Source organism: Delftia deserti, assembly GCF_042653485.1.
GTDB lineage: Bacteria > Pseudomonadota > Gammaproteobacteria > Burkholderiales > Burkholderiaceae_C > Comamonas > Comamonas acidovorans.
This window is the reverse complement of the sequence record NZ_JBHSIH010000001.1, coordinates 4,568,066-4,590,903: the sequence shown is the minus strand read 5'-3', so window position 1 is coordinate 4,590,903 and position 22,838 is coordinate 4,568,066. Positions and strand designations below refer to the sequence as shown.

Below are 22,838 nucleotides of genomic sequence, written 5' to 3'. Positions count from 1 at the left end.
CGGCTCAGCGCGAGCTCGATGCGGCAGAGGCCACTGCCGTGGCCGAGGCTGCGGCAGGCGCAGCGGCCTTCGCCACCGGCCTGGCGGCAGGGGCGGCACGGCTGGCCACGGCCGTGCGTGCATTGGGCCTGGGCGCGGGTGCCTTGGCCTGCACACGCGGCCGGACCGGGGCCTTTGCCTGAACCTGGGTCCGCGCCTGTGTTTGTGCCTGTGCCTTGGCCTGCTGCGTCTTCTTGAGGGACTCGGCCTTCCTGGCCGTGACCAGGGTTTCGGGGCACTCTTCCTCGCCTTCGTCGAGCTGCCACAGCTCCACGGGCTTGATGCCCAGGCCGACCATGCCCAGCTCCTGCGCAGCAGCCTGGCTCAGGTCGATCACGCGGCCGGGAGCGAACGGGCCTCGGTCATTGATGCGCACCACCACCGTCCTGCCTGTCGCGGCGCTGCGCACGCAGACACGGCTGCCGAAGGCGAAGCTGCGGTGCGCAGCCGTCAGTTCTTCCTTGTCGAAACGCTCGCCGCTGGCCGTCAGCCTGCCATGCAGGCCCGGGCCGTACCAGGATGCCAGGCCTTGCTGGTCGCTGTCGCGCGACGGCACAAGGGCGAAGTCGGGATTGGAACTGTCTTCGGGCGAGGCCGGCTCGGAGGGCTTGGCATCCGAGGATTTGCTGGCCGGCTGCGCGGCCCGCGAAGTGCGGCCACCGCGCTTGCCGGCCGAGGGCACGGCCGCTGGCGTCTGGCCCTCGGCCACGGTTGCGGCCCCTGCCGCACCCGCCATCAAGGCACCGGACTCGGCATCGGTTTCGGCCACGGGAGCCGGTGCGCAGCCAGCCAGGGTGGCGGTGATGGCACACATGGCCAGCCAGCGCCAATGCAGGCGTCGAAAATTACGATCCATGGGCAAAAACCTCCAGGGAACGCCTGACCGTTCCCAAGTTCTAGAGGGCCGCCCGGGGCCGGCGCAGTGGCTGCGCGCTCAAAGGCCCAATCGATCGCAGATTTCCAGCGTGGCGACGCTCTGGTTCATCGTATAGAAGTGCAGCCCGGGAGCGCCCTGGCTGCGCAACTGCTCGCATAGACGGGACACGACATCGAGGCCGAAGGCGCGAATGGACGCCGTGTCATCTCCGTAAGCCTGCAGACGCAGGCGGATCCAGCGCGGGATCTCGGCGCCGCAGGCGTCCGAGAAGCGCATCAGCTGCGTAGAGCTGGTGATGGGCATGATGCCGGGAACAACCGGTGCATCAAGCCCCATGCCGCGCGCCGCATCAACGAAACGGCAGTAGGCGTCGGCATTGTAGAAATATTGGGTGATCGCGGAATCCGCGCCAGCGCGCACTTTAGCCGCAAACGCTTCCAGATCGGAATGTGGGGATTTCGCCTGCGGATGGACCTCGGGATAGGCTGCCACCTCGATGTGGAACCAGTCGCCGAACTCGCGGCGGATGAATTCCACGAGGTCGCTGGCGTACTGGAATTCACCGCCCAGGCCGTAGCCGCTGGGCAGGTCGCCGCGCAGCGCGACGATGCGGCGCACGCCCATGGCCTTGAGCTCCTGCAGCTCGGCACGCACCTTGTCGTGCGTGGCGCCCACGCAGGAGAAATGCGATGCTGCGCTGACGCCTTCGCTCTGGATGTCACGCACCATGTTGAAGGTGCCGGCCTGTGTGGAGCCGCCCGCGCCATAGGTGACGGAGCAGAACTGGGGCTTGCGCGCATAGAGGTTCTTGCGCACCTGCACATGCTTGGCCGCGCCTTCGGGCGTCTTGGTCGGGAAGAATTCGAAGCTGATCGGAAAGCTCATGTAAGACTCACTGCTCAGTGTTTCATTCGTTGCGTTTGCGCAGCTTGGCGCGCCCCGGTCCGGGCACGCCGAACTCGGTGCTGGTGTCGATCACACGCTCGTTGCGCTGCTCGCGCAGCACGGTGCGGGACACGCGCTTGGGCGCGGCCGGCTTAGGCGCGGCTTTCACGGCCGAACGGGGCTCGTCGTCGTCCTGCGTTTCAGGCTGTGCAGGCTCCTTCACCACGGCCGCCTGCTGGGCATGCACGAAGAATTCGCGGTTGCCGTCACCGCCTTCGATGGCCGACTCCATCCAGCCCTTGACCTCCAGGCCCAGCTCGCCCAGGCAGGTGCGGATGCGCTGCTCCACCTCGGTGAACAGGGCCGCATCGCGCACGATGCCGCCCTTGCCGACCTGGCCCGGCTGCAGTTCGAACTGCGGCTTGACCAGCATCAGCAGCTGGCCATGCGGCTTGAGCAGGCGCGTGACGGCCGGCAGCACCAGGGTCAGCGAGATGAAGGACAGATCGCCCGTGACGAAGTCGAACTGCGGCGTGATGTCCACGTCGGCAAACTCCGCGCGGCGGCGGCGCTGCGTGGCCACCGTGCCTTCTTCCCGGGCCTTGCCCTTGGCCGCGCGCTCGGCCTTGAAGGCCTCGATCTCTTTTTCCTTGGCGTCGTCGCTGTCGTCGTAGTCTTCATCGACCAGACCGCCGTTGCGCATCCAGGCATAGGGCGCCACGGGCTGGGTGTCGTTGTCGTCGGGATCTTCTTCCCAGCGTTCGGACAGCACTTCCTCGCAGGACTCCTGCAGGCCCTCGGCCGTCACCGCGCGGGCGTTGACGCCCTCGACGCAGATCACGCGCACATCCGAGCGCAGCCGGTCATGCAACTGGCCATGGCCCACGTCCACGCCGATGACCTGGGCGGCGCCCGCCTGCAGCAGGCAGTCGGTGAAACCGCCCGTGCTCTGGCCCACGTCAAGGCAGCGCAGGCCCTGCACCGACAGCTTGGTGGCCGCCAGCGCGCCTTCCAGCTTCAGCCCGCCGCGCGAGATGAACCGGGCCTCGGCCCCGTCCAGCAACTGCAGCTCGGCCCCCGCAGGAATCTCGTCGCCGTTCTTGGCAACCTTCTTCCAAGGCGTCAGCGGCGTCATGCGCCATTGCACGCCACCCGCAATCAGCCGCTGCGCCTGCGAGCGCGTGGCCGCATGGCCGGCTTCCACCAAAAATACATCTGCGCGCATAGCGTCGTTCCCAGGAAATCTCTAAACCAATGACGCCAAGCGGCGTCGCACCCCACAACTGGCAGGGCCCAACTCAGGGACACCGAGCAAGGGCCGCCCCGCCGCGAGGGTGTCGTCCCCCTCCCTTGCGAAGCAAGTAGAGAGGGGGAAGCGGCGCAAGCCGCTCAGGGGGTGCTTAGTAGCGATAAGTTTCGGGCTTGTAGGGACCCTGCTTGCTCACGCCGATATAGGCAGCCTGGCCGTCCGTCAGTTCGGTCAGCATGGCGCCGACCTTCTTCAGGTGCAGGCGGGCGACCTTCTCGTCCAGGATCTTGGGCAGCACGTAGACCTTGCCGACCTCGTAGGCATCGGGCTTGGTGAACAGCTCGATCTGGGCGATGGTCTGGTTGGCGAACGAGGCGCTCATCACGAAGCTGGGGTGGCCGGTGGCGCAGCCCAGGTTCACCAGGCGGCCCTTGGCCAGCAGGATGATCTTCTTGCCGTCAGGGAAGGTGATGTGGTCCACCTGGGGCTTGATTTCTTCCCACTGGTACTGCTCGATGGAGGCGACGTCGATCTCGTTGTCGAAGTGGCCGATGTTGCAGACGATGGCTTCGTTCTTCATGGCCACCATGTGCTCGTGGCGGATGATGTCGCGGTTGCCGGTGGTGGTCACGAAGATGTCGGCCTTGTCGGCTGCCCACTCCATGGTCACGACCTTGTAGCCTTCCATGGCCGCCTGCAGGGCGTTGATGGGATCGATCTCGGTGACCCAGACCTGGGCCGACAGCGCGCGCAGCGCCTGGGCGCAGCCCTTGCCCACGTCGCCGTAGCCGGCCACCACGGCAACCTTGCCGGCGATCATCACGTCGGTGGCGCGCTTGATGCCGTCCACCAGAGATTCGCGGCAGCCGTAGAGGTTGTCGAACTTGCTCTTGGTGACGGAGTCGTTGACGTTGATGGCACGGAACTTCAGCGTGCCCTTGGCCGACATCTCGTTGAGGCGGTGCACGCCGGTCGTGGTCTCTTCGGTCACGCCGATGATGTGGGCGCTCTTGCGCGTGTACCAGGTGGGGTCCTGGGCCAGCTTGGCGCGGATGGCGGCGAAGGCGATCTTCTCTTCTTCGGAGGCGGGGTTGTCCAGCACGGACAGGTCCTTTTCGGCGCGCATGCCCAGGTGCAGCAGCATGGTGGCGTCGCCGCCGTCGTCCAGGATCATGTTCGGGCCTTCGCCTTCGGTGCCGGCGGCGCCGAATTCAAAGATGCGGTGGGTGTAGTCCCAGTAGTCGGCCAGCGATTCACCCTTGATGGCGAACACGGGCGTGCCCGTGGCGGCGATGGCGGCGGCGGCATGGTCCTGCGTCGAGAAGATGTTGCACGACGCCCAGCGCACTTCGGCGCCCAGGGCCTTGAGCGTCTCGATCAGCACGGCCGTCTGGATGGTCATGTGCAGCGAGCCGGTGATGCGCGCGCCCTTGAGGGGCTGGGCAGCGGCGAATTCCTCGCGCGTGGCCATCAGGCCGGGCATTTCGGTTTCGGCGATCAGGATTTCCTTGCGGCCCCAGGCGGCAAGGGAAATGTCAGCGATGGCCGTGTCGGCGGAAACGGGACGAACAGCAGCGTTCATGGTTTTCTCCAAAAGATGAATGAAAAACCACGTTCTGCGGGAGACGAAAAAAAGCTCACCGCACAGAAAGCGTGGGCGAGCGTCGTTGCAGGTATGACTCCGAGCCTCGCGACCACGCCTGATGTGTGGGGGCCGCTGCAACGCTCCTCGGAGAGGCGCTGATTATACCGATCCCGGGGATGCCTCACCGCCCAGCCCCACAAGCCGGTAGCCCACCTGCAGCTCGGTCACCAGGTGGCGCGGCTGGGCCGGCTCGTCCTCGATCTTCTGGCGCAGATTGGCCATGTGCACGCGCAGGTAATGGGCACGGCCCAGGTACTCGGGGCCCCAGACCTGCAGCAGCAGCTGGCGGTGGGTGAGCACCCGGCCCTGGGCGGCGATCAGGGCCGCCAGCAGGCGGAATTCGATGGGCGTGAGGTGCACCGGCTGGCCTGCACGCCGCACCTCGTGCGTGGCCAGGTCCACCTGCACCGGGCCGAAGTGCACCTGGCTGGAGGCGCCTGCGCCGCCCGCGGGCCCCAGCTGCTGACGCCGCCGCAGCATCACGCGCAGCCGGGCCAGCAGCTCGGGCACGCCGAAGGGCTTGACCAGGTAGTCGTCGGCGCCGGCGTCCAGCGCGGCCACCTTCTCGTCCTCGCGCTCGCGCGCAGAAAGCACGAGCACGGGCACGGAGGACCATCCGCGCAGCTCGGTGAGGACCTGCTTGCCGTCGGCATCCGGCAGGCCCAGGTCGAGGATGACCAGGTCGGGCTGGCGGCTCGCCGCCTCGATCAGGCCCCGGCGCGCGCTGTCTGCCTCGAAGACCTGCCAGCCTTCGTCTTCCAGCACCAGGCGCACGAAGCGGCGGATGCCGGGGTCGTCCTCGATCATCAGGATGCGGTTGACAGGCGTGCTCATGGGAGGCTTTCGTGCATGGCGGGACTCTAATCCAGCGCAGGCTGCTCGGGCACGGGAAAGCGCAGCGTGAAGACGGTGCCTGGGCCGGGCCGCGCGGCGGCAGCCTCGATGCGCCCGCCATGCGCCTCGACAATGCTGCGCACCAGTGCGAGGCCCAGGCCTATGCCCGAGACGGTGGACTCGGCCGTGCCGCGCGTGAAGGGCTCGAACAGCGTCTCCACCGGCAGGTGGGACGGCAGGCCCGGCCCGCCGTCGCGCACGGACAGCAGCAGTTCGCCATCCTGCACGCGCGCACTGATGGCCAGCGGCGTGCCGGCCGGCGTGTACTTGGCGGCGTTGTCCAGCAGATTGACCAGCACGCGCTCCATGAGCAGGGCATCGAGCTGCAGCAGCGGCAGGCTGGCGGGCACGTCGGTGCTCACGGGATGCTGGCCCAGGCGCGCGCGCATCTGGCGCAGCGCGCTGCCGACCACTTCGTCCAGCGGCAGCCATTCGCGCTGCAGGTGCACGCCGCCTTGCTGCAGGCGCGCCATGTCCAGCAGGTTCTCCACCAGGCGCTGCATGGCCTGCGCCTGGATGCGGACCTGCTCCAGCATGTCGGCCGCGCCGCCCGGCGGCACATGGCGCTGCGCGGCCTCGGCCGCGCCCAGGATGGTGGTCAGCGGGGTGCGCAGGTCGTGCGAGACGGCCGACAGCAGGGTGTTGCGCATGCGTTCGCCCTCCATGGCGATCTGGGTCTGCTGGGCCACGGCCACGAAGTGCTGGCGCTCCAGCGCCAGCGCCACCTGGCTGGCGCAGGCCTCCAGCAGGCGCTGCTCCTCGGGCACCTCCAGGCGCTGCGGCGCACGCAGCTGCAGCACCAGCACGCCGCGCATGCGCACGGGTGCGGCCAGCGGCACATAGCGGGCCGGTGCGGCCGGCAGCGTGTCCGTGCCCTGGCCGGCCTGCTGGCCGTGGTCCATGGCCCAACGCGCAATGCTGTCGTCCATGGGGCAGGGGCCGCCGCCCGCGGGCCGCAGGCGCTCGTCGGCATCGGGCAGCAGCAGTCCGGCCTGGGCGTCGAACACGCCCGAGACCGTGCGCAGCGCGATCTCCACCACCTGCTCCTGCGTGAGCGCGCCCGACAGGTCGCGCGCCAGCCGTGCCAGGGCGCCCGCGCGGCGCTCGCGCTCGGCCGCCACGCGCGCCTCATGCCGCAGCCGCGCCATGAGCTGGCCGCAGACCAGGGCCACGCCCAGCATCAGCACGAAGGTGAACAGGTACTGCGTGTCGTTGACATGGAAGGAGCCGCGCGGCGGCACGAAGAAGTAGTCGAAGCACAGTACCGACAGCAACGCGGCCCAGGCACCGGGGCCCCGCCCCCAGCGCAGCGAAGACAGCACGACGATGAGCAGGAACAGCATGACCACGTTGGCCGGGTCGAAGACGCGCAGCAGCTGCTCGGCCAGCACCGTGGCGGCCAGGCAGGCCAGGGTGACGCCGGCATAGCCCTTCCACGGCAGCGGTGCGCGCCGCAGCAGCGCGGAAGTTGCGGCAGGAGGGGCCTCGGTCCGGGCCGCACTGGAGCCGCCGGAGAGCACCAGCACATCGATATCGGGATGCAGGTGCGTGATGCGGTCGGGCAGGCTGCGCGTCCACCAGCGCCAGGGCGACCAGGCCGGGCGTGGCGGCTGGGCCAGCACCAGGCGGCTGGCGTTGCGCTCGCGCGCGAAGGCGACCAGGGCCTCGGCCACATCGGCGCCCGGCAGCGTGGCCGTCTCGGCGCCTAGGCGAGCGGCCAGGGCCAGGGTCTTGAGCACGGCGGCCTGCACGCTGCGCGGGCGGTGCTGGCGCTGGGGGGCGTCCACGTAGACCACCATCCAGTCCGCATCGAGCCGGCGCACCATGCGCGCGACCTGGCGCACCAGCGCATCGTCCCCTGCGCGGCCGGCCACCGCCACCAGCAGGCGCTCGCGTGCAGGCCAGACCGCGCCTATGGAGCGCTCGCGCCGGTAGTCGCGCATATCCTCGTCCACGCGGTCGGCCGTGCGGCGCAGCGCCAGTTCGCGCAGCGCCAGCAGGTTGCCACGGCGAAAGAAATTGCGCGAGGCCCGCTCGGCCTGCTCCAGCATGTAGACCTTGCCGTCCTTCAACCGGCGCAGCAGCTCGTCGGGCGAGATATCGACGACGATGACCTCGTCGGCATCGTCGAAGACCTGGTCGGGCACGGTCTCGCGCACCGTGATGCCCACGATGCCGCCCACCACGTCGTTCAGGCTTTCCAGGTGCTGCACGTTGATCGTGGTCCAGACATCGATGCCCGCGTCCAGCAGTTCCTGCACGTCCTGCCAGCGCTTGGGATGGCGCGAGCCTGGCGCATTGCTGTGCGCCAGCTCATCGAGCAGCAGCACGCGCGGACGGCGCGCGAGCGCCGCATCCAGGTCGAACTCGCGCAGCGTCCGCCCCTGGTGCGGCAGCTCGCGCAGCGGCAGTTGCTCCAGGCCATGCAGTTGCTGCGCCGTTTCCTTGCGGCCATGGGTTTCCACGAGTCCCACCAGAACCTCGCGGCCCCCCTGGCGTTCGCGCTGGGCGGCGGCCAGCATGGCGTAGGTCTTGCCCACGCCTGCATTCGATCCGAAGTAGATGCGCAGCTTGCCCCTGCCCGCCTGCGCCTGCTCATGGCGCAGGCGCGCGACCAGGGCGTCGGGATCGGGGCGCGGCAGGCCGGGCGAAGCCGGGTCGGCAGAGGGCGAAATGGGCATGGTTCTCAGCCTAGCACCAGGGCGTGCTCAAACACCAGAAGGACGCCTAGAACGCAGCCGACAGCGACAGCACCCAGCCGCTGCGCCCCAGGCTTTGCATCTGGCCCGCCGCGTTGGCTGCGCGGTAGTAGCGCGTGTCGGCCGAGGTGCCGGCCCAGGCCAGCGTGGCCGTCCATGGGCCCCAGCTGCGGGCCAGCGAGACGCGCCAGTCGGCATACGACAGTGCGCTGTAGTTGCGCACCTGCGTGTGGCCGGCATGCAGGCCCAGCACGGCCCAGTCGCCCAGCGGGTGCTGGTAGTTCAGGTCCAGATAACTGCTGCCGCGTGAGCTGCCGCTGCCGGGAAGTGCCTCGGCAAAGGCCGTGGCCGCCGTGCTGTCGCGCAGCCCGAAGTAAGGCGTGAGCGCCAGCGACCATTTGGCGCTGAAGCCGCCGTTGGTGACGCCCAGATAGGCCTCGGTGGTGTCGTAGCGCACGCCGCCGCTGCCATCCCCGCGGGGCACGCGCGCGCCGGGGTAGTTGTAGTGCAGCAGGCCGATGTCACCCGTCCAGCCCGCCGGCAATTCGGTGCGCCAGCCGCCGTACAGGTCCAGCTCCAGTGCGCGGCCGTCCAGATAGCTGTGCCGCGACACGCTGGAGCCGGACACGCCCAGGTAGGCGCCGCGCGGCAGCGACAGCTCCAGCCCGCCCTGCAGCGCCGGCCCCATCCAGCTTTGCGAGATGCCACGGAAACGGTAGTCGCTGAGCAGCGCCACGCTGCCGGTGAGCGCGTAGGCGGGTGCGGGCGATTCCTGGGCAGCGGCGCTGGCAGCGCTGACGGGGGAGGTCTCGGCCTGCGCATGGCAGGATGCGGCCGCCAGCGACAACAGTGCAGCCAGTGAAACACGGGGGAAGAAACGGGGGACGGCACAAGCGGTCGTCATGGAAGAAACGGATTTCATCTTGGTTTTTTGTACAGAGAAAGCAAGGCGGTGCCTGCCCGGCCGGGCAGGCTTGCCGCCAAAGATCAGGCCAGGCCCAGAGCCACCAGCAGCATGTCGATCAGCTTGATGCCGATGAAGGGAACGACCAGGCCCCCCAGTCCGTAGACCAGCAGGTTGCGCCGCAGCAGGGCCGAGGCGCCGATGGCGTGGTAGGGAACGCCACGCAAGGCCAGCGGAATCAGCACGATGATGATCAGCGCGTTGAAGATCACGGCGCTCAGGATGGCCGAGCCCGGGCTGGCCAGTCCCATGACATTGAGCGCCGACAGCTGCGGATACGTGCCCACGAAGGCGGCCGGGATGATGGCGAAGTACTTGGCCACGTCGTTGGCCACGCTGAAGGTGGTCAGCGCGCCGCGCGTCATCAGCATCTGCTTGCCGGTCTCCACGACCTCGATGAGCTTGGTCGGGTTGCTGTCCAGGTCCACCATGTTGCCGGCTTCCTTGGCCGCCTGGGTGCCGCTGTTCATGGCCACGGCCACATCGGCCTGGGCCAGTGCGGGCGCGTCATTGGTGCCGTCGCCGGTCATGGCCACCAGGCGGCCTGCGGCCTGGTGTTCGCGGATCAGGCGCAGCTTGTCCTCGGGCGTGGCTTCGGCCAGGTAGTCGTCCACGCCGGCCTCGGCCGCAATGGCCGCCGCCGTGAGCGGGTTGTCGCCCGTGATCATCACGGTCTTGATGCCCATGCGGCGCAGCTCGGCAAAGCGTTCGCGTATGCCGTGCTTGACCACGTCCTTGAGCTCGATCACGCCCAGTACGCGGGCACCGTCGGCCACGACCAGCGGCGTGCTGCCGCGCCGCGACACATCCTCCACCACCTTGAGCATGGCGGGCGGGAACTGGCCGCCCAGGGATTCGACGTGACGGCGCACGGCATCGGCCGCGCCCTTGCGCAGGCTGCGCGTGGCGCCGTCCGGCTGGGGCATGTCCACGCCGCTCATGCGCGTCTGGGCCGTGAAGGGCACGAAGACCGCATGCAGCGTGGCCAGGTCGCGCTCGCGCAGGCCATGCATCTCCTTGGCCAGCACGACCACGCTGCGGCCTTCAGGCGTCTCGTCGGCCAGCGAGGCCAGCTGCGCCGCATCCACCAGCTGCGCGGCCGTCACGCCGGGCGCGGGCAGGAACTCGCTGGCCTGGCGGTTGCCCAGCGTGATGGTGCCGGTCTTGTCCAGCAGCAGCACGTCCACGTCGCCGGCCGCCTCCACGGCGCGGCCCGAGGTGGCGATCACGTTGGCCTGCATCATGCGGCTCATGCCCGCCACGCCGATGGCCGACAGCAGGCCGCCGATGGTGGTCGGGATCAGGCACACCAGCAGGGCCACCAGCACCGTCAGGCCCACGACCTGGCCGCTGCCCGTCAGCTCCACCGCAAAGGACGAATAGGGCCGCAGCGTGACGATGACCAGCAGGAACAGCAGCGTCAGCCCGACCAGCAAAATGGTCAGCGCCAGCTCGTTGGGCGTCTTGTGGCGGCGGGCCGACTCCACCATGGAGATCATGCGGTCGAGGAAGGACTCGCCGGGATTGACGGTGATCTGCACCACCAGCCAGTCCGACAGCACGCGCGTGCCGCCCGTGACCGACGAGAAGTCGCCTCCGGCCTCGCGGATCACGGGGGCCGATTCGCCGGTGATGGCGCTCTCGTCCACCGAGGCCACGCCCTCGATCACGGTGCCGTCCAGCGGCACGGTGTCGCCAGCCTCCACCAGCACCCACATGCCCGAACGCAGTTCTTCGGCACCCACGGGATGCCAGCGGCTCTGGTAGTTGGCCTGCTCCAGCTTCTTGGCGACGGTGCTGCGCTTCATGCTGCGCAGGCTGGCGGCCTGGGCGCGGCTGCGCCCCTCGGCCAGCGCCTCCGCAAAGTTGGCGAACAGCACGGTGAACCACAGCCAAAGCGCAATCGCCAGGATGAAGCCCGCAGGCGCCTCGCCTTCGCCCGCCAGGGCCTGGGCCCAGAGCAGGCTGGTGAAGATGGCGCCCAGGTAGACCACGAACATCACCGGGTTGCGCCATTGCGCGCTGGGTGCCAGCTTGCGGATGGAGTCACCCAGCGCCTGGCGCACCAGCGAAGGATCGAACAGGGACAAGGCAGTTTTGCGCGACATGGCTTACTCCTTGGCGGCATGGACTGCCGCAGGCTGCAGCGTCGCGGCCGAGAGATCGTCCAGCGCCAGGTTCATCTGCAGCACGTTCACGCGCGGCTCGCCCAGCAGGCCCAGCACGCGCGGCTGCACCTGCTGGCGCAGCAGTTCCTGGACCTTGGCCACGGGCAGCTGGCGCTCGCGGGCCACGCGCGGCAGTTGCAGCTGGGCATTGGCCACCGAGATGTGCGGATCCAGGCCGGAGGCCGAGGCCGTCACGGCATCCACAGGCACCGCGGCATCTGCAGCCAGGCCATTGAGTTCGCGGTAGGCGGCCACGCGCGCCGCCACGGACTCCTTGAGCGCCGCATGGGTCGGCCCCTGGTTGGTGGCAGCCGACAGCGCAGCGTTGTAGGGCGCGGCCACCGTGGCGTCGGCCTTGTCGGGATCGGGCGCCGTGGTGGCGCTGGGCCGGCCCTGGAAATAGCGCGGCGAGGCGAACTCCTGCCCGATCAGGGCCGAGCCCACGACCGAGCCCTGGCGCGTGACCAGGCTGCCATTGGCGGTCTTGGGAAACGCAGCCTGGGCCACGAGCGTGGTGACCAGCGGATAGGCCAGGCCCGTGACCACGGCGACGAACAGCGCCGACCGCAGGCTGGGGCCGAACAGCGAGCGCAGCCCGCCAGGAGCGGCCTGCGCTTGGGCCTGCGCATCAGCGCGCAGCACCGGCAAGGGGCCGGAAGTATGTGTTTGAACTTGCATCTCGAAACCTCCGCCGCACGGCCCTGCCAAGGCAGAACCGGCGGCCAAGAAAAAAACGGGCTCAGGTGACTCAGGGGTTCAGGGGTAGACCTGTCCTGACAGCATCTGCAGCTGCTCGACCACGGGCCCCAGGGCCAGCGAAGGCAGGAAGGTCAGCCCGCCGACCACGACCACCACGAAGACCAGCAGCCCCATGAACAGCGGCGTGGCCGTCGGGAAGGTGCCCGGGCCCGCAGGCACGGTGGGCTTGGCAGCCAGGCTGCCGGCCAGGGCCAGCATGGGCAGCAGCGTCAGATACCGGCCGGCCAGCATGGCCAGGCCGATGGTGGTGTTGAAGAACGGCGTGTTCGCGTTCAGGCCCGCAAAGGCGGAGCCGTTGTTGGCCGTGCCCGAGGCATAGGCGTAGAGCACTTCCGAGAAGCCGTGCGGCCCCCGGTTGGACAGGCTGGCCAGCGTGTCGGGCCAGACCGCCGCCAGCGCCGTGAAGCCCAGGACGGAGAGGGGGTGCGCCATCACGGCCAGCATCACCAGCTTGATCTCGCGCGCCTCGATCTTCTTGCCCAGGAACTCGGGCGTGCGGCCAATCATCATGCCGGCCAGGAAGACCGTGAGGATGGCGTACTGCAGCAGGTTGATCAGGCCCACGCCATCACCGCCGAACACGCAGTTGAGCATCATCTGCGCCAGCGGCACCAGCCCGCCCATCGGCGTCAGCGAGTCATGCATGGCATTGACCGATCCCGTGGTCGCGGCCGTGGTCGTGGCCACGAACAGCGCCGTGTCGGCGATGCCGAAGCGCAGCTCCTTGCCCTCCATGTTGCCGCCCGGCTGGGTGGCGCTGACCTGCTGGTCGGCACCTGCTGCCGTGAGCAGCGGATTGCCGGCCTGCTCGGCCGTGAACACCAGCGAGATAAAACCCACGAACATCACCAGGCAGGCGCCGAACAGCACCCAGCCCTGGCGGCGGCGCAGCAGCATGGAGCCGAAGGCATAGGTCATGGCCGAGGGAATCAGCAGCATGCCAAGGATGTGGATGGCATTGGTCAGCGGCGTGGGGTTCTCGAACGGATGGGCTGCGTTCATGCCGAAGAAGCCGCCGCCGTTCGTGCCGATGTGCTTGATGCTCTCCAGGCTGGCCACAGGGCCCAGCAGGATCTGCTGGCGCGCGCCCTCCAGCGTCGTCGCCCAGACCTGGCCATCCAGTGCCTGCGGCACGCCCTGCCACACATAGACCAGGGCCACCACGAAACTCAGCGGCAGCATCACGCGCCACAGCACGCGCACATAGTCCACCCAGTAATTGCCCAGGTCCGATGCACTGGAGCGCGCCAGGCCGCGAATGAAGCCCGCCGCGGCGACCACGCCCGTGGTCGCGCCCGCGAACATCATGAAGGTGATGGCCACCATCTGCGTGGCGTTGGACAGGCTGCTCTCGCCCGAATACGCCTGCCAGTTGGTATTGGTCACAAAGGACGCGGCCGTGTTGAAGGCCAGGTCCGGCGTCTGCGCCGCATTGCCCAGCGCATTCAGCGGCAGCCAGCCCTGCACGCGCAGCAGCGCATAGCCCAGCAGCAGCATGGCGCCGTTGGACAGCAGCAGCGCCAGCCCGTAGCGCTGCCAGCCCATGCGCTCGGCCGGGCTCACGCCCAGGGCGCGAAAGCTCAGCCGCTCGATCCAGGCATGGTGCTCACTCGTGAAGCAGCGTGCCAGCCACTGCCCCATGGGCACGGCCAGCGCCGTCATCACCAGCAGCACCAGTGCAAATTCCATCCAGGTCAACCACATGGCGGTCTCCTTTCAGGCAGTCAAATCCGGCCCAGCGCCGCCACGAAGGCCAGCAGGCCTCCGAAGCAGCCCAGGCTCAGGGCGATAAAGATCAGGTCTTGCATCTGCGCCACCTCAGAACTGCTCGGGCCGCAGCAAGGCGTATCCCAGGTAGACAAACACAGCCAGAGCGCCCAGGGCGCCCAGCCATCCGGTGATTTCGGTCAGGGTCATAGGAATTTCTCCCGCATCGGCACCGCTTGGCGGCACCTGTTGTTGCGATGGGGAAAACTCTAGGGCCGGGGCTGTCAAGGATGGGTTGAGATTGGCAGGGGCCGTATCAAGACGGCATCAAGAAGGTCAGCGGCTCCGCCGCTGACCGCACTGCCACAACCCAAGGACCTGGGCGCATCGTCGACGGCCCATGAACAGCAGATCCATCTCCGCCACCGGCCCGCCGCCTTCCGCCGCCGCGCCTGCTCAGGCCTGCCTTGAAGGCAATGGGGAGCGCCGTGCCTTCCTGGCCAGCGCCGGCCTGCTCGTGCTGGTCTATCTGGGATGGCTGCTGGTCTTCTGGCCCGGCGTGCTGGGCGAAGACAGTTCGGCCATCCTCCAGGAAGTGGACAGGCCCGAGCACTTTCGTTCTGGCAAGAGCGCCTTCTGGTACTACTTCGTGCGCTGGACTTATGGTGTCACCCACAGGGTAGAGGTGCCCGTTGCCATCCTGCTGCTGCTGTGCGCCCTCTTCTTTGCGCGCATGTTGGCCTGGTACTGGGCGCGCGGGCACCGCCTGCTTTGCGTCGTGCTGCTGGTCTTCGTCTGCGCGGCGCCCCACATGGTCTATTTCATGGCCACGCTGTATCCAGACGCCATCTTCGCCGTGGCCTCCTGCGCCTTGCTGTTCGAGCTTTGGTGGATTTGCAGCCAGAAACGACACAGCCGGGCCAGCCTGGCCCTCATAGCGCTGGCACTGCCGTTTGCGGTTTTCGTGCGCGCCAACGGCGCCCTTTTTCTGGCACCGGCCGTGGTTGCGATCTTTCTGGTCCACCGCAAAAGCCGCTTGCCGCTGTGCGCCATCATCGGCCTGTGGTGTGCGCTGGCCTACACGGGCACGAAGATGCACAAGCCCGCACCGCAAAGCGCCATGGATTCACTCGTGCTCTTCGAAACGGTCAAGCTGCTGCAGCCCAGGGCCATGAACGATCTCTGGCAAAAGCAGCCTCTCATGAACGACCCCTGGGTGCTGCAGGCGCCCAAGCTGTCGGCACGCACTTTGGAGATCCTGGAAGGCCATGCCCCGCGCCAGCTTATGCTCGCCTACTCGGACCCGGCCTACTGGGACATGCTGGTGTTCCATCCGCAGGGGCCTCAGCTCTTCGGCCTGACCGAAGACCGGCGCAAGGAACTAGCGCATGAATTCCTGCGCTACAACCTCTGGCACAACCTGCCCGATGTGGCGGCCAGCCGCGTCAACGTGCTGCTGTCTGCCGCCCTGGCCCAAGGCGGATTCCCGGCGCTCGACTATGCCCGCCATGTGATCAGGCGTACCCAGGCGCAATCGCAAATGCGGATCTTCAGGCTGGATTCATCGGAAACGGCCCTGCGCGGCCTGCTTCGCCAAAGCCATGCCTGGCGCTGGCTGCTATGGACGCCCTGGCTGGGCTTCACGCTGCTGGCCATGGTCCTGTGGCATGGCGTGCGCCAAAAGAACGTGCCAGCCTTGCTGATCAGCGTGCCGCCAGCCATTCACCTGACCGCCATTGCGGTCTTCGCCACGGCCGGCGAATATCGATACCTGTTGCCATTCTTCGTTCTCACACCCGCTCTGTTGGCTGTGCTCATATCGCGCCCAGGCATCTCCAAAGCAAATGCTGCAACGACCGTATCGCCGAAGTCATTGGAGGATTCCTCCCGGAACACACTTCAGGCACACGCTCTGTAAAATGCGCCGGTTCGCCGCGGCCGTCCGCCGGTACGCGCGCCCTGTCTATTGCCATCTCCTGGATTCCCCCTTGACTTACGCCCTGGAAACCCGGCGCCGCCGGACTTTTGCCATCATTTCCCACCCCGACGCGGGCAAGACCACGCTGACCGAAAAGCTGCTGCTGTTCTCGGGCGCGATCCAGATCGCGGGCGCCGTCAAGGGCCGCAAGGCCAGCCGCCATGCCACCTCCGACTGGATGGAAATCGAAAAGCAGCGCGGCATCTCGGTGGCCAGCTCGGTCATGCAGATGAGTTACCGCGACCACGTGGTCAACCTGCTCGACACGCCCGGCCACAAGGACTTCTCGGAAGACACCTACCGCGTGCTCACGGCCGTGGACTCGGCCCTGATGGTCATCGACGCCGCCAACGGCGTGGAATCGCAGACCCGCCGCCTGATCGAGGTCTGCCGCCAGCGCGACACGCCCATCATCACCTTCGTCAACAAGATGGACCGCGAAGTGCGCGATCCCCTGGACATCCTCGACGAAGTGGAGCGCGAACTGGGCATGCCCTGCTGCCCCGTCACCTGGCCCGTGGGCCAGGGCCGGCAGTTCGGCGGCATCATCAACCTGCTCACCCAGACCATGACGGTGTTCCAGCCCGGCAGCGAGCGCCGCCCGCAGGACTTCGAGGCCATCCCCCTGGCCGAGGTCGACAAGCTGCGCGCGCGCTTCGGCCAGTCCTTCGACGATGCGCTGGAAAGCATGGAACTGGCCCAGGGCGCCTCGGCCCCCTGGGACCACGAGGCCTTCCTGGCAGGCAAGCTCACACCGGTCTTCTTCGGCTCCGGCGTGAACAACTTCGGTGTCATGGAAGTGCTGGATGCCGTGGTCGACATGTCGCCCCCGCCCGGCCCCCGCAAAAGCTCGCTGCTGGTCAACAAGCAGCCTGTGGAAAAGATCATCCAGCCCGAGGACGAAGGCTTCTCCGGCGTGGTCTTCAAGGTCCAGGCCAACATGGACGCCAACCACCGCGACCGCATCGCCTTCGTGCGCGTGGCCTCGGGCAAGTACACGCCCGGCATGAAGATGAAGGTCCAGCGCACTGCCAAGGAGCTGCGCCCCACCTCGGTCGTGACCTTCATGAGCCAGCGCCGCGAAGCCGTGGAAGAAGCCTATGCGGGCGACATCATCGGCTTCACCACGCATGGCGGCGTGCAGCTGGGCGACACCATCACCGACGGCACCAATCTCCAGTTCACGGGCCTGCCCTTCTTCGCCCCGGAAATGTTCATGACCGTGGTGCTCAAGAACCCGCTGCGCACCAAGCAGCTGCAGCAGGGCCTGATGCAACTGGGCGAGGAAGGCGCCATCCAGGTCTTCAAGCCCGAGGCTGGCGGCAACATGCTGCTGGGCGCCGTGGGCCAGCTGCAATTCGAAGTTGTCCAGCACCGCCTGAACGCCGAATACGACTGCGACATCCGCCTGGAAGGTTGCCAGTACACGGGCGCACGCTGGATCACGGCAGACACCCCGGCCGAGCTGCGCGAATTCGAGAACGCCTACCCGCTGCGCATGGCGCGCGATGCGGCCGATACGCTGGCCTATCTGTGCACGTCACCCTATGACGTGCGATTGGCGCAGGAGCGGTTTCCCAAGATTCACTTCCATCCGCTGCGCGAGCATGCGGGGTTGGCTTTGCAAAAGGGATAAGGCGCCAAACGCCTTCTGCAGTGCATGCGGATCAGTACCCTGATCCGCATGCATCTTCACGGCTTGCGGGAATTATTCACGGCAAACCAGTTCAGGCCTCGGAACTCTCCCAACCAGTTCAGCGAGGGGTTTTTACGCAATCCCTGGGCATGCTGAGCCAGGACAGCCACCCTGTCGGCTCCTGATTTTGCGAAATTGAAATTCAATGGGTGTATATGAACGTGCACCTGGTCTATTGTCGGCGAAAAGACATAGTATCCATCGCTTTCCTGCACGTCAGAATCAACATAAAACCCCAAATGTTGATATCTGTTGACGACAGACCATTTATCCGATGGCAGGCCCATCTCCTCCCAGAACCTCTCATGGGGATAATAAAAAACGCCGTTAGCAATAGGTACCCCGGCAGCAGCCAATGTCAGCGCGCCAATTCCATCACCATTGAGCAGCAAAGTGCGCAGCCTTTTTTCTGGCTGCTGGCCATTCGTGACATAGGACAAATTACCCTGAGCAAGCTCAATATCTCTAGGTGCCTTAGAAAATGGATTGAAGGCAAAGGTTGTGAGCAAATGCACAATAGTCAGTAGCCATACCCCTTCAGCCACTCTTCCTCTCAACATCCACCAGCAGATGACAGCGCCAGAACCAGCCATCGCGACAGTATAAACAATGCTGCCCCCTGGCATTATATTTCTCGGCGTATATGACATCGCCATTGCTATAAGAATGGCGCTCGCCAAGGCCACTGCTCCAGGGATGGCCCAATTCCCGATCACCTTCAGTCTTTTTGTTTTTTGCTCACCATCCAACACATACCCACCAGCCATCATAGCCATTGCCATAATTCCAGCCAGCCCAATACCTACGTCCATGCGCACCGTCGGCATATTCCCCCACAAGGAATATTTAGCCAACCACACAGGAAAACCGATGAAACAATAGATCCAGTAAATAAAGACGAAGGCAGCCGCAGCGACAATCATCCAAGACCTCTGTGCAGAACTCCGGAAATTTCTTAAGAAAAAGGCTATTAACAATAAAGGCAACAGGAAAAATGAGCTAGCTGATGACGGATCTGTTTTGGGACCGGGCATGCTAAGTACCGTTTCCACGTTGGTGTAGCCTCTCAGATGCCACCACCACTGCAAGTCCCCGCCCGGCATTGCACCTCTCTTGCCGGGGTATTCCGTAGCCTGCATCAACGCGACTGCCTCATGCGTATCAAGCCACCAGCTACCGACAATAACAACCACCACGCACAAGGAAGCGGCACAGCCCGCCCACTGCGCCATTGACCAACGCAGCTGGGCACGCTGATCCACGCACCAGCCAATGCCAGCCAGCAACAGAATACTTCCAATGACAATAACCCAGGTGGGATAAAGCACAAGGAACCAACCACTTACAGCCCACCCCAGAGCGAGGCCGAGCAGCACTGCCTTCCAAACGCTAGCGACTGTCAGTAACCTGCAGGCAACCACGAAGGCGATAGCAGGGAACATCGTTGCATACAGCGGCCAATTGGACCATGCAGCCGCATACGGTGCCACACAAAAAGACAATGCCAACCCAAAGTTCAGCCCTCGCTGATTTTTTCGAATCAAATTCAACATCAGCCATACGGAAAGCAATCCTCCCCAAAAAGGAAGTTGCCACTGCCAGCTCATGGCTTGCCGCAAGGGCAAAAAGAAATAGCCCCAGGTCGCAGGACGAGCCAGGGCCGCCAACTGGTAGATTGGCACACCTGTCATGCCAATTACCCCCATATTTTGACCGTTCAGGCCTATATTGGTATTTACGACAGGGAATTTTGGCTCGTGATGGATTTGTGCCAATACATTTGGCATCAATACTCCCCACTCATCCCCACGGATGGGGCGCAAACTGAACAATCTCTCATTGCTACCTTTTGAATCCAAGATGCTTGCTCCATGCGGACTCTGCAACAACAAGCCCACTGAGCTGCCCGTAATTCCAGCACCGACCAAAAGGGTGAAAGAACCGATAATCAGAATATATACGCCCCGCCCTCTGAAGCTTGAAATACCCCTCCTCAAGCCCCGCAAACTCTGCAGTTTCTTAGATCCAAGCAATGCTACCGCGCAAAGCAAAATACCCAACGTCCACCAATGTCGTGGTCGTATGCTTTCAATAACGATAACTGGTGGCCCTGAAAAAGCACTCTGCAAGGTGGCCTTGTCCCCATCCGCTTGGTAGATAGCCTCCAGGACTACTGGATGCACGCCAGCGGGCAGGACTTTCGACAAAGAAACTTCCCAGGAAAATCCAACGCCTGTCTGGCCTCCCATCGCAGGGTTGGTGGCAGACACATCCTCTCTTTCAATCCATTTGGCATTATTATTTTCAAATTTCTCGCCGGATACGGATAGCCTGAGCAAAGGAGGATTTAATCCTTTCTCCCCTGCAAGCACCCACCCAGAGACAGTCAGTTGGCGGCTATCTGGCTCATAACTCCAATGTTCCAATGCTCCATATATCTTAGGATGCGAATTATCTGCAGCCTTCCCGATCCACGGGAAAGAGACGCAAAGCAGCAGAAAAATCAATCGAAAAACCATCATTGACATACCACACCCGGCAACTCGATCATTCGCAGAAAATTTTGCATTTTTTTGATTGAGAAACAACAGATTCATAAAACCTGAGATCCTACTCGGCAGGACTGCCCTTTACGGCAAACCAGTGAAACCTCCTGGATGCCCCGAGCCAAATCAAAGAGGAATTCAAATTTAGCCCACCGGCCTCATCTGCGAGGACAACAACCCGGTCGGCGCCTGTCTTATTGAAATCGAAGTCTTTTGGATTCACCAATACCCTAATGTAGTCCACTGCAGGCGCCGAAACTGTATATCCCTCCCCCACATTTACCGTCTCATCCACATAGAACCCGAGATGTTGATAGCGATTGACAATCGGCCACTTTGATTCCGGGAGCCCCATTTTCTCCCAGAACTCCTTATGCGGGTAATAAAGAACCCCATTTTCCACCGGATAGCCCATACCTGCCAGCATCAAGGGCCCCACGCCATCCCCATTCAGAGCCAATGTCCGCAAGCGTTTATTTTCATCATGAGGATCTTTCAAAAACTGAAGATTTCCATCCGCAAGAATCACATCTTTAGGCGCCTTCGTCACCGGATTAAAAGCCAACGTTGCCAACAAATTGACGATAACCAACATGGCCACGCCTGCAGCCATTCGTCTCCTCATAATCCACCAGCAGATCGCTGCTCCGGAAAGCGTCATGGCCAGCGTATATACCCAGCTTCCACTTGGCGTAAAATCCTTGGGGATTCTCATCAAGGTCCATGCAATCAATCCCGCACTTGAAATTGCCACCACCCCAGGAATCAGCCACTTTTGGAAAATGGAAACACTTTTACCATTACCGTCTTTATCTACCGTCGCCACGGCCCCACCGGCAACCAGAGCCATCAACACAGAAAAAGCCAACCCCATTCCCAAATCGATACGGGCAGTCGGCATATTGCCCCAAAGCGAATACTTGGCCAGCCATATTGGGAAACCTGAAAAACTGAAAATCCAGTAGCAAACCATGAATGCTGCGCATGCCGCCACAGACCAGCGATATTTTGTGGATCGCATCAGATGCACAGCACACAACGCGACCATAAGTATTGGCAATATGAAGTATGAACTGATTTCTGATTGATTTGTCTCAGGGCCTGGAGAGCGGACAACAGTGTCTGCATTGGAATACCCTCGGAGATGCCACCACCATGCAAGATCCCCGCCTGGCATTGAGCCACGCTTGCCAGGATATTCCGTTGCCTGCATGAGTGCCACGGCATCGCGAGTATCCAACCACCAGCTACCAAGAAGTGCCGACGCAACTGCCAGCGCAGCAAAAATACCTAACAGCTGCGCCCAGCCCCAGCGCAGCTCACTGCGCTGATCAAAACCCCAGCCCACAGCAAGAAGCAGTAGGAAACTACCGCCAATGATGATCCAGGGCGGATACAAAACCAATGCCCAGCAAGCAAGCAGCCAACCAAGTATCGCACCCATAAGAGCCGTCTTCCATGGGCTCTCAATTTTCATTATCTTGAATGACAGTACAAAGGCCAATGCAGGAAACATTGCTGCATACAATGGCCAGTTTGACCAAGCCGCGGCATACGGCGCCACGCAGAATGCAAATGCCAACCCGAAGTTCAATCCTTTTCTGTCAGGACGCAGGAGATTTAGCAGAAACCATATGGACAGCAACCCTCCCCAGAATGGCATTTGCCATTGCCAACTCAATGCCTGGCGCATGGGGAGAAAGAAATAGCCCCAGGTTGCGGGCCGAGCCAACGCAGCCCATTGCTTGACAGGTGCACCCGTCATGCCGATGACACCCATATTCTGTCCGTTGGGACCAATATTCGAGTTCACCACAGGAAATGGTGGTTCGTGGTGGATTTGAGCCAGCACATTAGGCATCAGCACACTCCACTCATCCGCACGTATGGAGCGCAGGCTGAACAGCTTGGCATCGCTGCCTTTGGCATCCAGCATGCTCTGGCCGTAAGGGCTATGAATCAAGAGGCCGATTGAACTGCCCGTAACCCCTATGGCCACCAATGCGGCCCATAATCCAGCGATGACCAGATAGGCCCGCCGCTCTTGCAGCCACTTCCCAAGCCGCTGCCCGCGCGATGGTTTGCTGAACTGAATGCAGGCAAGAGCCACAAGCACTATGCCGAGAACCCACCAGTGGCGACCTCGCACCTTCTCCACAACGATCATCGGTGTAGAGGCTGACAATAGCGCTGCTGGTTTTTCATCACCATATATGGCATCCAGTTTGATGGGATATACACCGCCAGGAAGGTCTTTCGACAGACTGACCGTCCAGCGGAATCCCAGGCCAATCTGCCCACCCGTGAGGGGGTTGTCGGAAGAAACGTCAGGCCGTTTTTCCCATGGAATTTCCTGGGCCTGGAATTGCGACTCCGCAACAGCCAGCTTGATGGTAGGGGGTGATTTACCATCCTTGCCACCCAGCACCCACCCACGAAGCGTCAACTCTCCCGTTCCCTTGTTGTAGGACCAGTGTTCCAGCACACCAGGCAGCGTGGCCTTTGCTTCTTGTGCATGGACAAACCAGGGGGCTACTAGTAGCAGCCATATCAAAAGCAATCGTTTCATGGAGGTTAGGTAATTTTCGGCCATCGATCTTCGCAGACTTTGCACATTGATCTGCACAAAAATTCGGCGCCATTGTAAGAACAGGCCTACACCTCAGGAGGAGGCCCCAAAACACAAACTGACAATGATGAACGACCGCCCGGTAGATCGCACGGAATAGCGA

General features: G+C 64.0%; 15 protein-coding genes and 1 riboswitch. Of the genes, 2 read left to right on the top strand and 13 right to left on the bottom strand.

Annotation, left to right across the window (positions count from 1 at the left end; all coding sequences use genetic code 11):
* Positions 1–4 precede the first annotated feature (4 nt).
* The 11 genes from ACFPFG_RS21940 to ACFPFG_RS21890 form a co-directional block, all read right to left on the bottom strand.
* Positions 5–895 carry a septal ring lytic transglycosylase RlpA family protein gene (locus tag ACFPFG_RS21940; RefSeq protein ID WP_380108243.1) on the bottom strand — a complete coding sequence of 297 codons (891 nt, stop codon included), beginning with the start codon at positions 893–895 and terminating at the stop codon, positions 5–7.
* A 78-nt stretch (positions 896–973) separates the two neighbouring features.
* Positions 974–1,801: a methylenetetrahydrofolate reductase [NAD(P)H] gene (metF, locus tag ACFPFG_RS21935; RefSeq protein WP_034397320.1), complete on the bottom strand. Its 828-nt coding sequence runs from the start codon at positions 1,799–1,801 to the stop codon at positions 974–976.
* Between the two features lie 22 nt (positions 1,802–1,823).
* On the bottom strand, positions 1,824–3,026 hold the full coding sequence (locus tag ACFPFG_RS21930; protein WP_183021143.1) for a TlyA family RNA methyltransferase: 1,203 nt from the start codon (positions 3,024–3,026) through the stop codon (positions 1,824–1,826).
* 175 nt (positions 3,027–3,201) lie between these two features.
* Positions 3,202–4,632 carry an adenosylhomocysteinase gene (gene ahcY, locus ACFPFG_RS21925; protein WP_183021144.1) on the bottom strand — a complete coding sequence of 477 codons (1,431 nt, stop codon included), beginning with the start codon at positions 4,630–4,632 and terminating at the stop codon, positions 3,202–3,204.
* Between the two features lie 70 nt (positions 4,633–4,702).
* Positions 4,703–4,787, bottom strand: a riboswitch (S-adenosyl-L-homocysteine riboswitch).
* A gap of 7 nt (positions 4,788–4,794) precedes the next feature.
* Positions 4,795–5,529 carry a response regulator gene (locus ACFPFG_RS21920; RefSeq protein WP_183021145.1) on the bottom strand — a complete coding sequence of 245 codons (735 nt, stop codon included), beginning with the start codon at positions 5,527–5,529 and terminating at the stop codon, positions 4,795–4,797.
* 26 nt (positions 5,530–5,555) lie between these two features.
* Complete coding sequence (locus tag ACFPFG_RS21915) at positions 5,556–8,270, bottom strand: DUF4118 domain-containing protein (protein WP_380108240.1); 2,715 nt, start codon at positions 8,268–8,270, stop codon at positions 5,556–5,558.
* A gap of 46 nt (positions 8,271–8,316) precedes the next feature.
* The gene (locus ACFPFG_RS21910) at positions 8,317–9,192 is read right to left on the bottom strand and encodes a TorF family putative porin (RefSeq protein WP_183021147.1); all 876 of its coding nucleotides are present in this window, start codon (positions 9,190–9,192) and stop codon (positions 8,317–8,319) included.
* Between the two features lie 83 nt (positions 9,193–9,275).
* Positions 9,276–11,360, bottom strand: a complete 2,085-nt coding sequence (gene kdpB, locus ACFPFG_RS21905) for a potassium-transporting ATPase subunit KdpB (protein ID WP_183021148.1) — start codon at positions 11,358–11,360, stop codon at positions 9,276–9,278.
* A 3-nt stretch (positions 11,361–11,363) separates the two neighbouring features.
* Entirely contained in the window at positions 11,364–12,098 is a 735-nt protein-coding gene (gene kdpC, locus ACFPFG_RS21900) for a K(+)-transporting ATPase subunit C (RefSeq protein ID WP_380108238.1), read from the bottom strand.
* A gap of 78 nt (positions 12,099–12,176) precedes the next feature.
* Positions 12,177–13,883, bottom strand: coding sequence for a potassium-transporting ATPase subunit KdpA (gene kdpA / locus ACFPFG_RS21895; RefSeq protein ID WP_183021150.1), 1,707 nt, complete (start codon positions 13,881–13,883; stop codon positions 12,177–12,179).
* 114 nt (positions 13,884–13,997) lie between these two features.
* Positions 13,998–14,096 carry a potassium-transporting ATPase subunit F gene (locus tag ACFPFG_RS21890; protein WP_013800438.1) on the bottom strand — a complete coding sequence of 33 codons (99 nt, stop codon included), beginning with the start codon at positions 14,094–14,096 and terminating at the stop codon, positions 13,998–14,000.
* A 190-nt stretch (positions 14,097–14,286) separates the two neighbouring features.
* Here ACFPFG_RS21890 and ACFPFG_RS21885 point away from each other — a divergent pair, with 190 nt between their 5' ends.
* Together ACFPFG_RS21885 and ACFPFG_RS21880 are read left to right on the top strand one after the other, a co-directional pair.
* Positions 14,287–15,804 carry a hypothetical protein gene (locus tag ACFPFG_RS21885; RefSeq protein WP_183021151.1) on the top strand — a complete coding sequence of 506 codons (1,518 nt, stop codon included), beginning with the start codon at positions 14,287–14,289 and terminating at the stop codon, positions 15,802–15,804.
* Positions 15,805–15,874: 70 nt separating this feature from the next.
* Entirely contained in the window at positions 15,875–17,500 is a 1,626-nt protein-coding gene (locus tag ACFPFG_RS21880; protein WP_183021152.1) for a peptide chain release factor 3, read from the top strand.
* 56 nt (positions 17,501–17,556) lie between these two features.
* On the opposite strand, the gene ACFPFG_RS21875 is transcribed toward ACFPFG_RS21880, so the two are convergent.
* Both ACFPFG_RS21875 and ACFPFG_RS21870 read right to left on the bottom strand, forming a co-directional pair.
* Entirely contained in the window at positions 17,557–20,157 is a 2,601-nt protein-coding gene (locus tag ACFPFG_RS21875) for a DUF7657 domain-containing protein (RefSeq protein WP_380108235.1), read from the bottom strand.
* A 13-nt stretch (positions 20,158–20,170) separates the two neighbouring features.
* Positions 20,171–22,675: a DUF7657 domain-containing protein gene (locus ACFPFG_RS21870; RefSeq protein WP_380108233.1), complete on the bottom strand. Its 2,505-nt coding sequence runs from the start codon at positions 22,673–22,675 to the stop codon at positions 20,171–20,173.
* Positions 22,676–22,838: the final 163 nt, after the last annotated feature.

Bases quoted from the DNA above. Each gene is read 5' to 3' on its own strand.
- ACFPFG_RS21940 (WP_380108243.1), bottom strand. From the start codon at position 895: ATGGATCGTAATTTTCGACGCCTGCATTGGCGCTGGCTGGCCATGTGT.
- metF (WP_034397320.1), bottom strand. From the start codon at position 1,801: ATGAGCTTTCCGATCAGCTTCGAATTCTTCCCGACCAAGACGCCCGAA.
- ACFPFG_RS21930 (WP_183021143.1), bottom strand. From the start codon at position 3,026: ATGCGCGCAGATGTATTTTTGGTGGAAGCCGGCCATGCGGCCACGCGC.
- ahcY (WP_183021144.1), bottom strand. From the start codon at position 4,632: ATGAACGCTGCTGTTCGTCCCGTTTCCGCCGACACGGCCATCGCTGAC.
- ACFPFG_RS21920 (WP_183021145.1), bottom strand. From the start codon at position 5,529: ATGAGCACGCCTGTCAACCGCATCCTGATGATCGAGGACGACCCCGGC.
- ACFPFG_RS21915 (WP_380108240.1), bottom strand. From the start codon at position 8,270: ATGCCCATTTCGCCCTCTGCCGACCCGGCTTCGCCCGGCCTGCCGCGC.
- ACFPFG_RS21910 (WP_183021147.1), bottom strand. From the start codon at position 9,192: ATGACGACCGCTTGTGCCGTCCCCCGTTTCTTCCCCCGTGTTTCACTG.
- kdpB (WP_183021148.1), bottom strand. From the start codon at position 11,360: ATGTCGCGCAAAACTGCCTTGTCCCTGTTCGATCCTTCGCTGGTGCGC.
- kdpC (WP_380108238.1), bottom strand. From the start codon at position 12,098: ATGCAAGTTCAAACACATACTTCCGGCCCCTTGCCGGTGCTGCGCGCT.
- kdpA (WP_183021150.1), bottom strand. From the start codon at position 13,883: ATGTGGTTGACCTGGATGGAATTTGCACTGGTGCTGCTGGTGATGACG.
- ACFPFG_RS21890 (WP_013800438.1), bottom strand. From the start codon at position 14,096: ATGACCCTGACCGAAATCACCGGATGGCTGGGCGCCCTGGGCGCTCTG.
- ACFPFG_RS21885 (WP_183021151.1), top strand. From the start codon at position 14,287: ATGAACAGCAGATCCATCTCCGCCACCGGCCCGCCGCCTTCCGCCGCC.
- ACFPFG_RS21875 (WP_380108235.1), bottom strand. From the start codon at position 20,157: ATGAATCTGTTGTTTCTCAATCAAAAAAATGCAAAATTTTCTGCGAAT.
- ACFPFG_RS21870 (WP_380108233.1), bottom strand. From the start codon at position 22,675: ATGAAACGATTGCTTTTGATATGGCTGCTACTAGTAGCCCCCTGGTTT.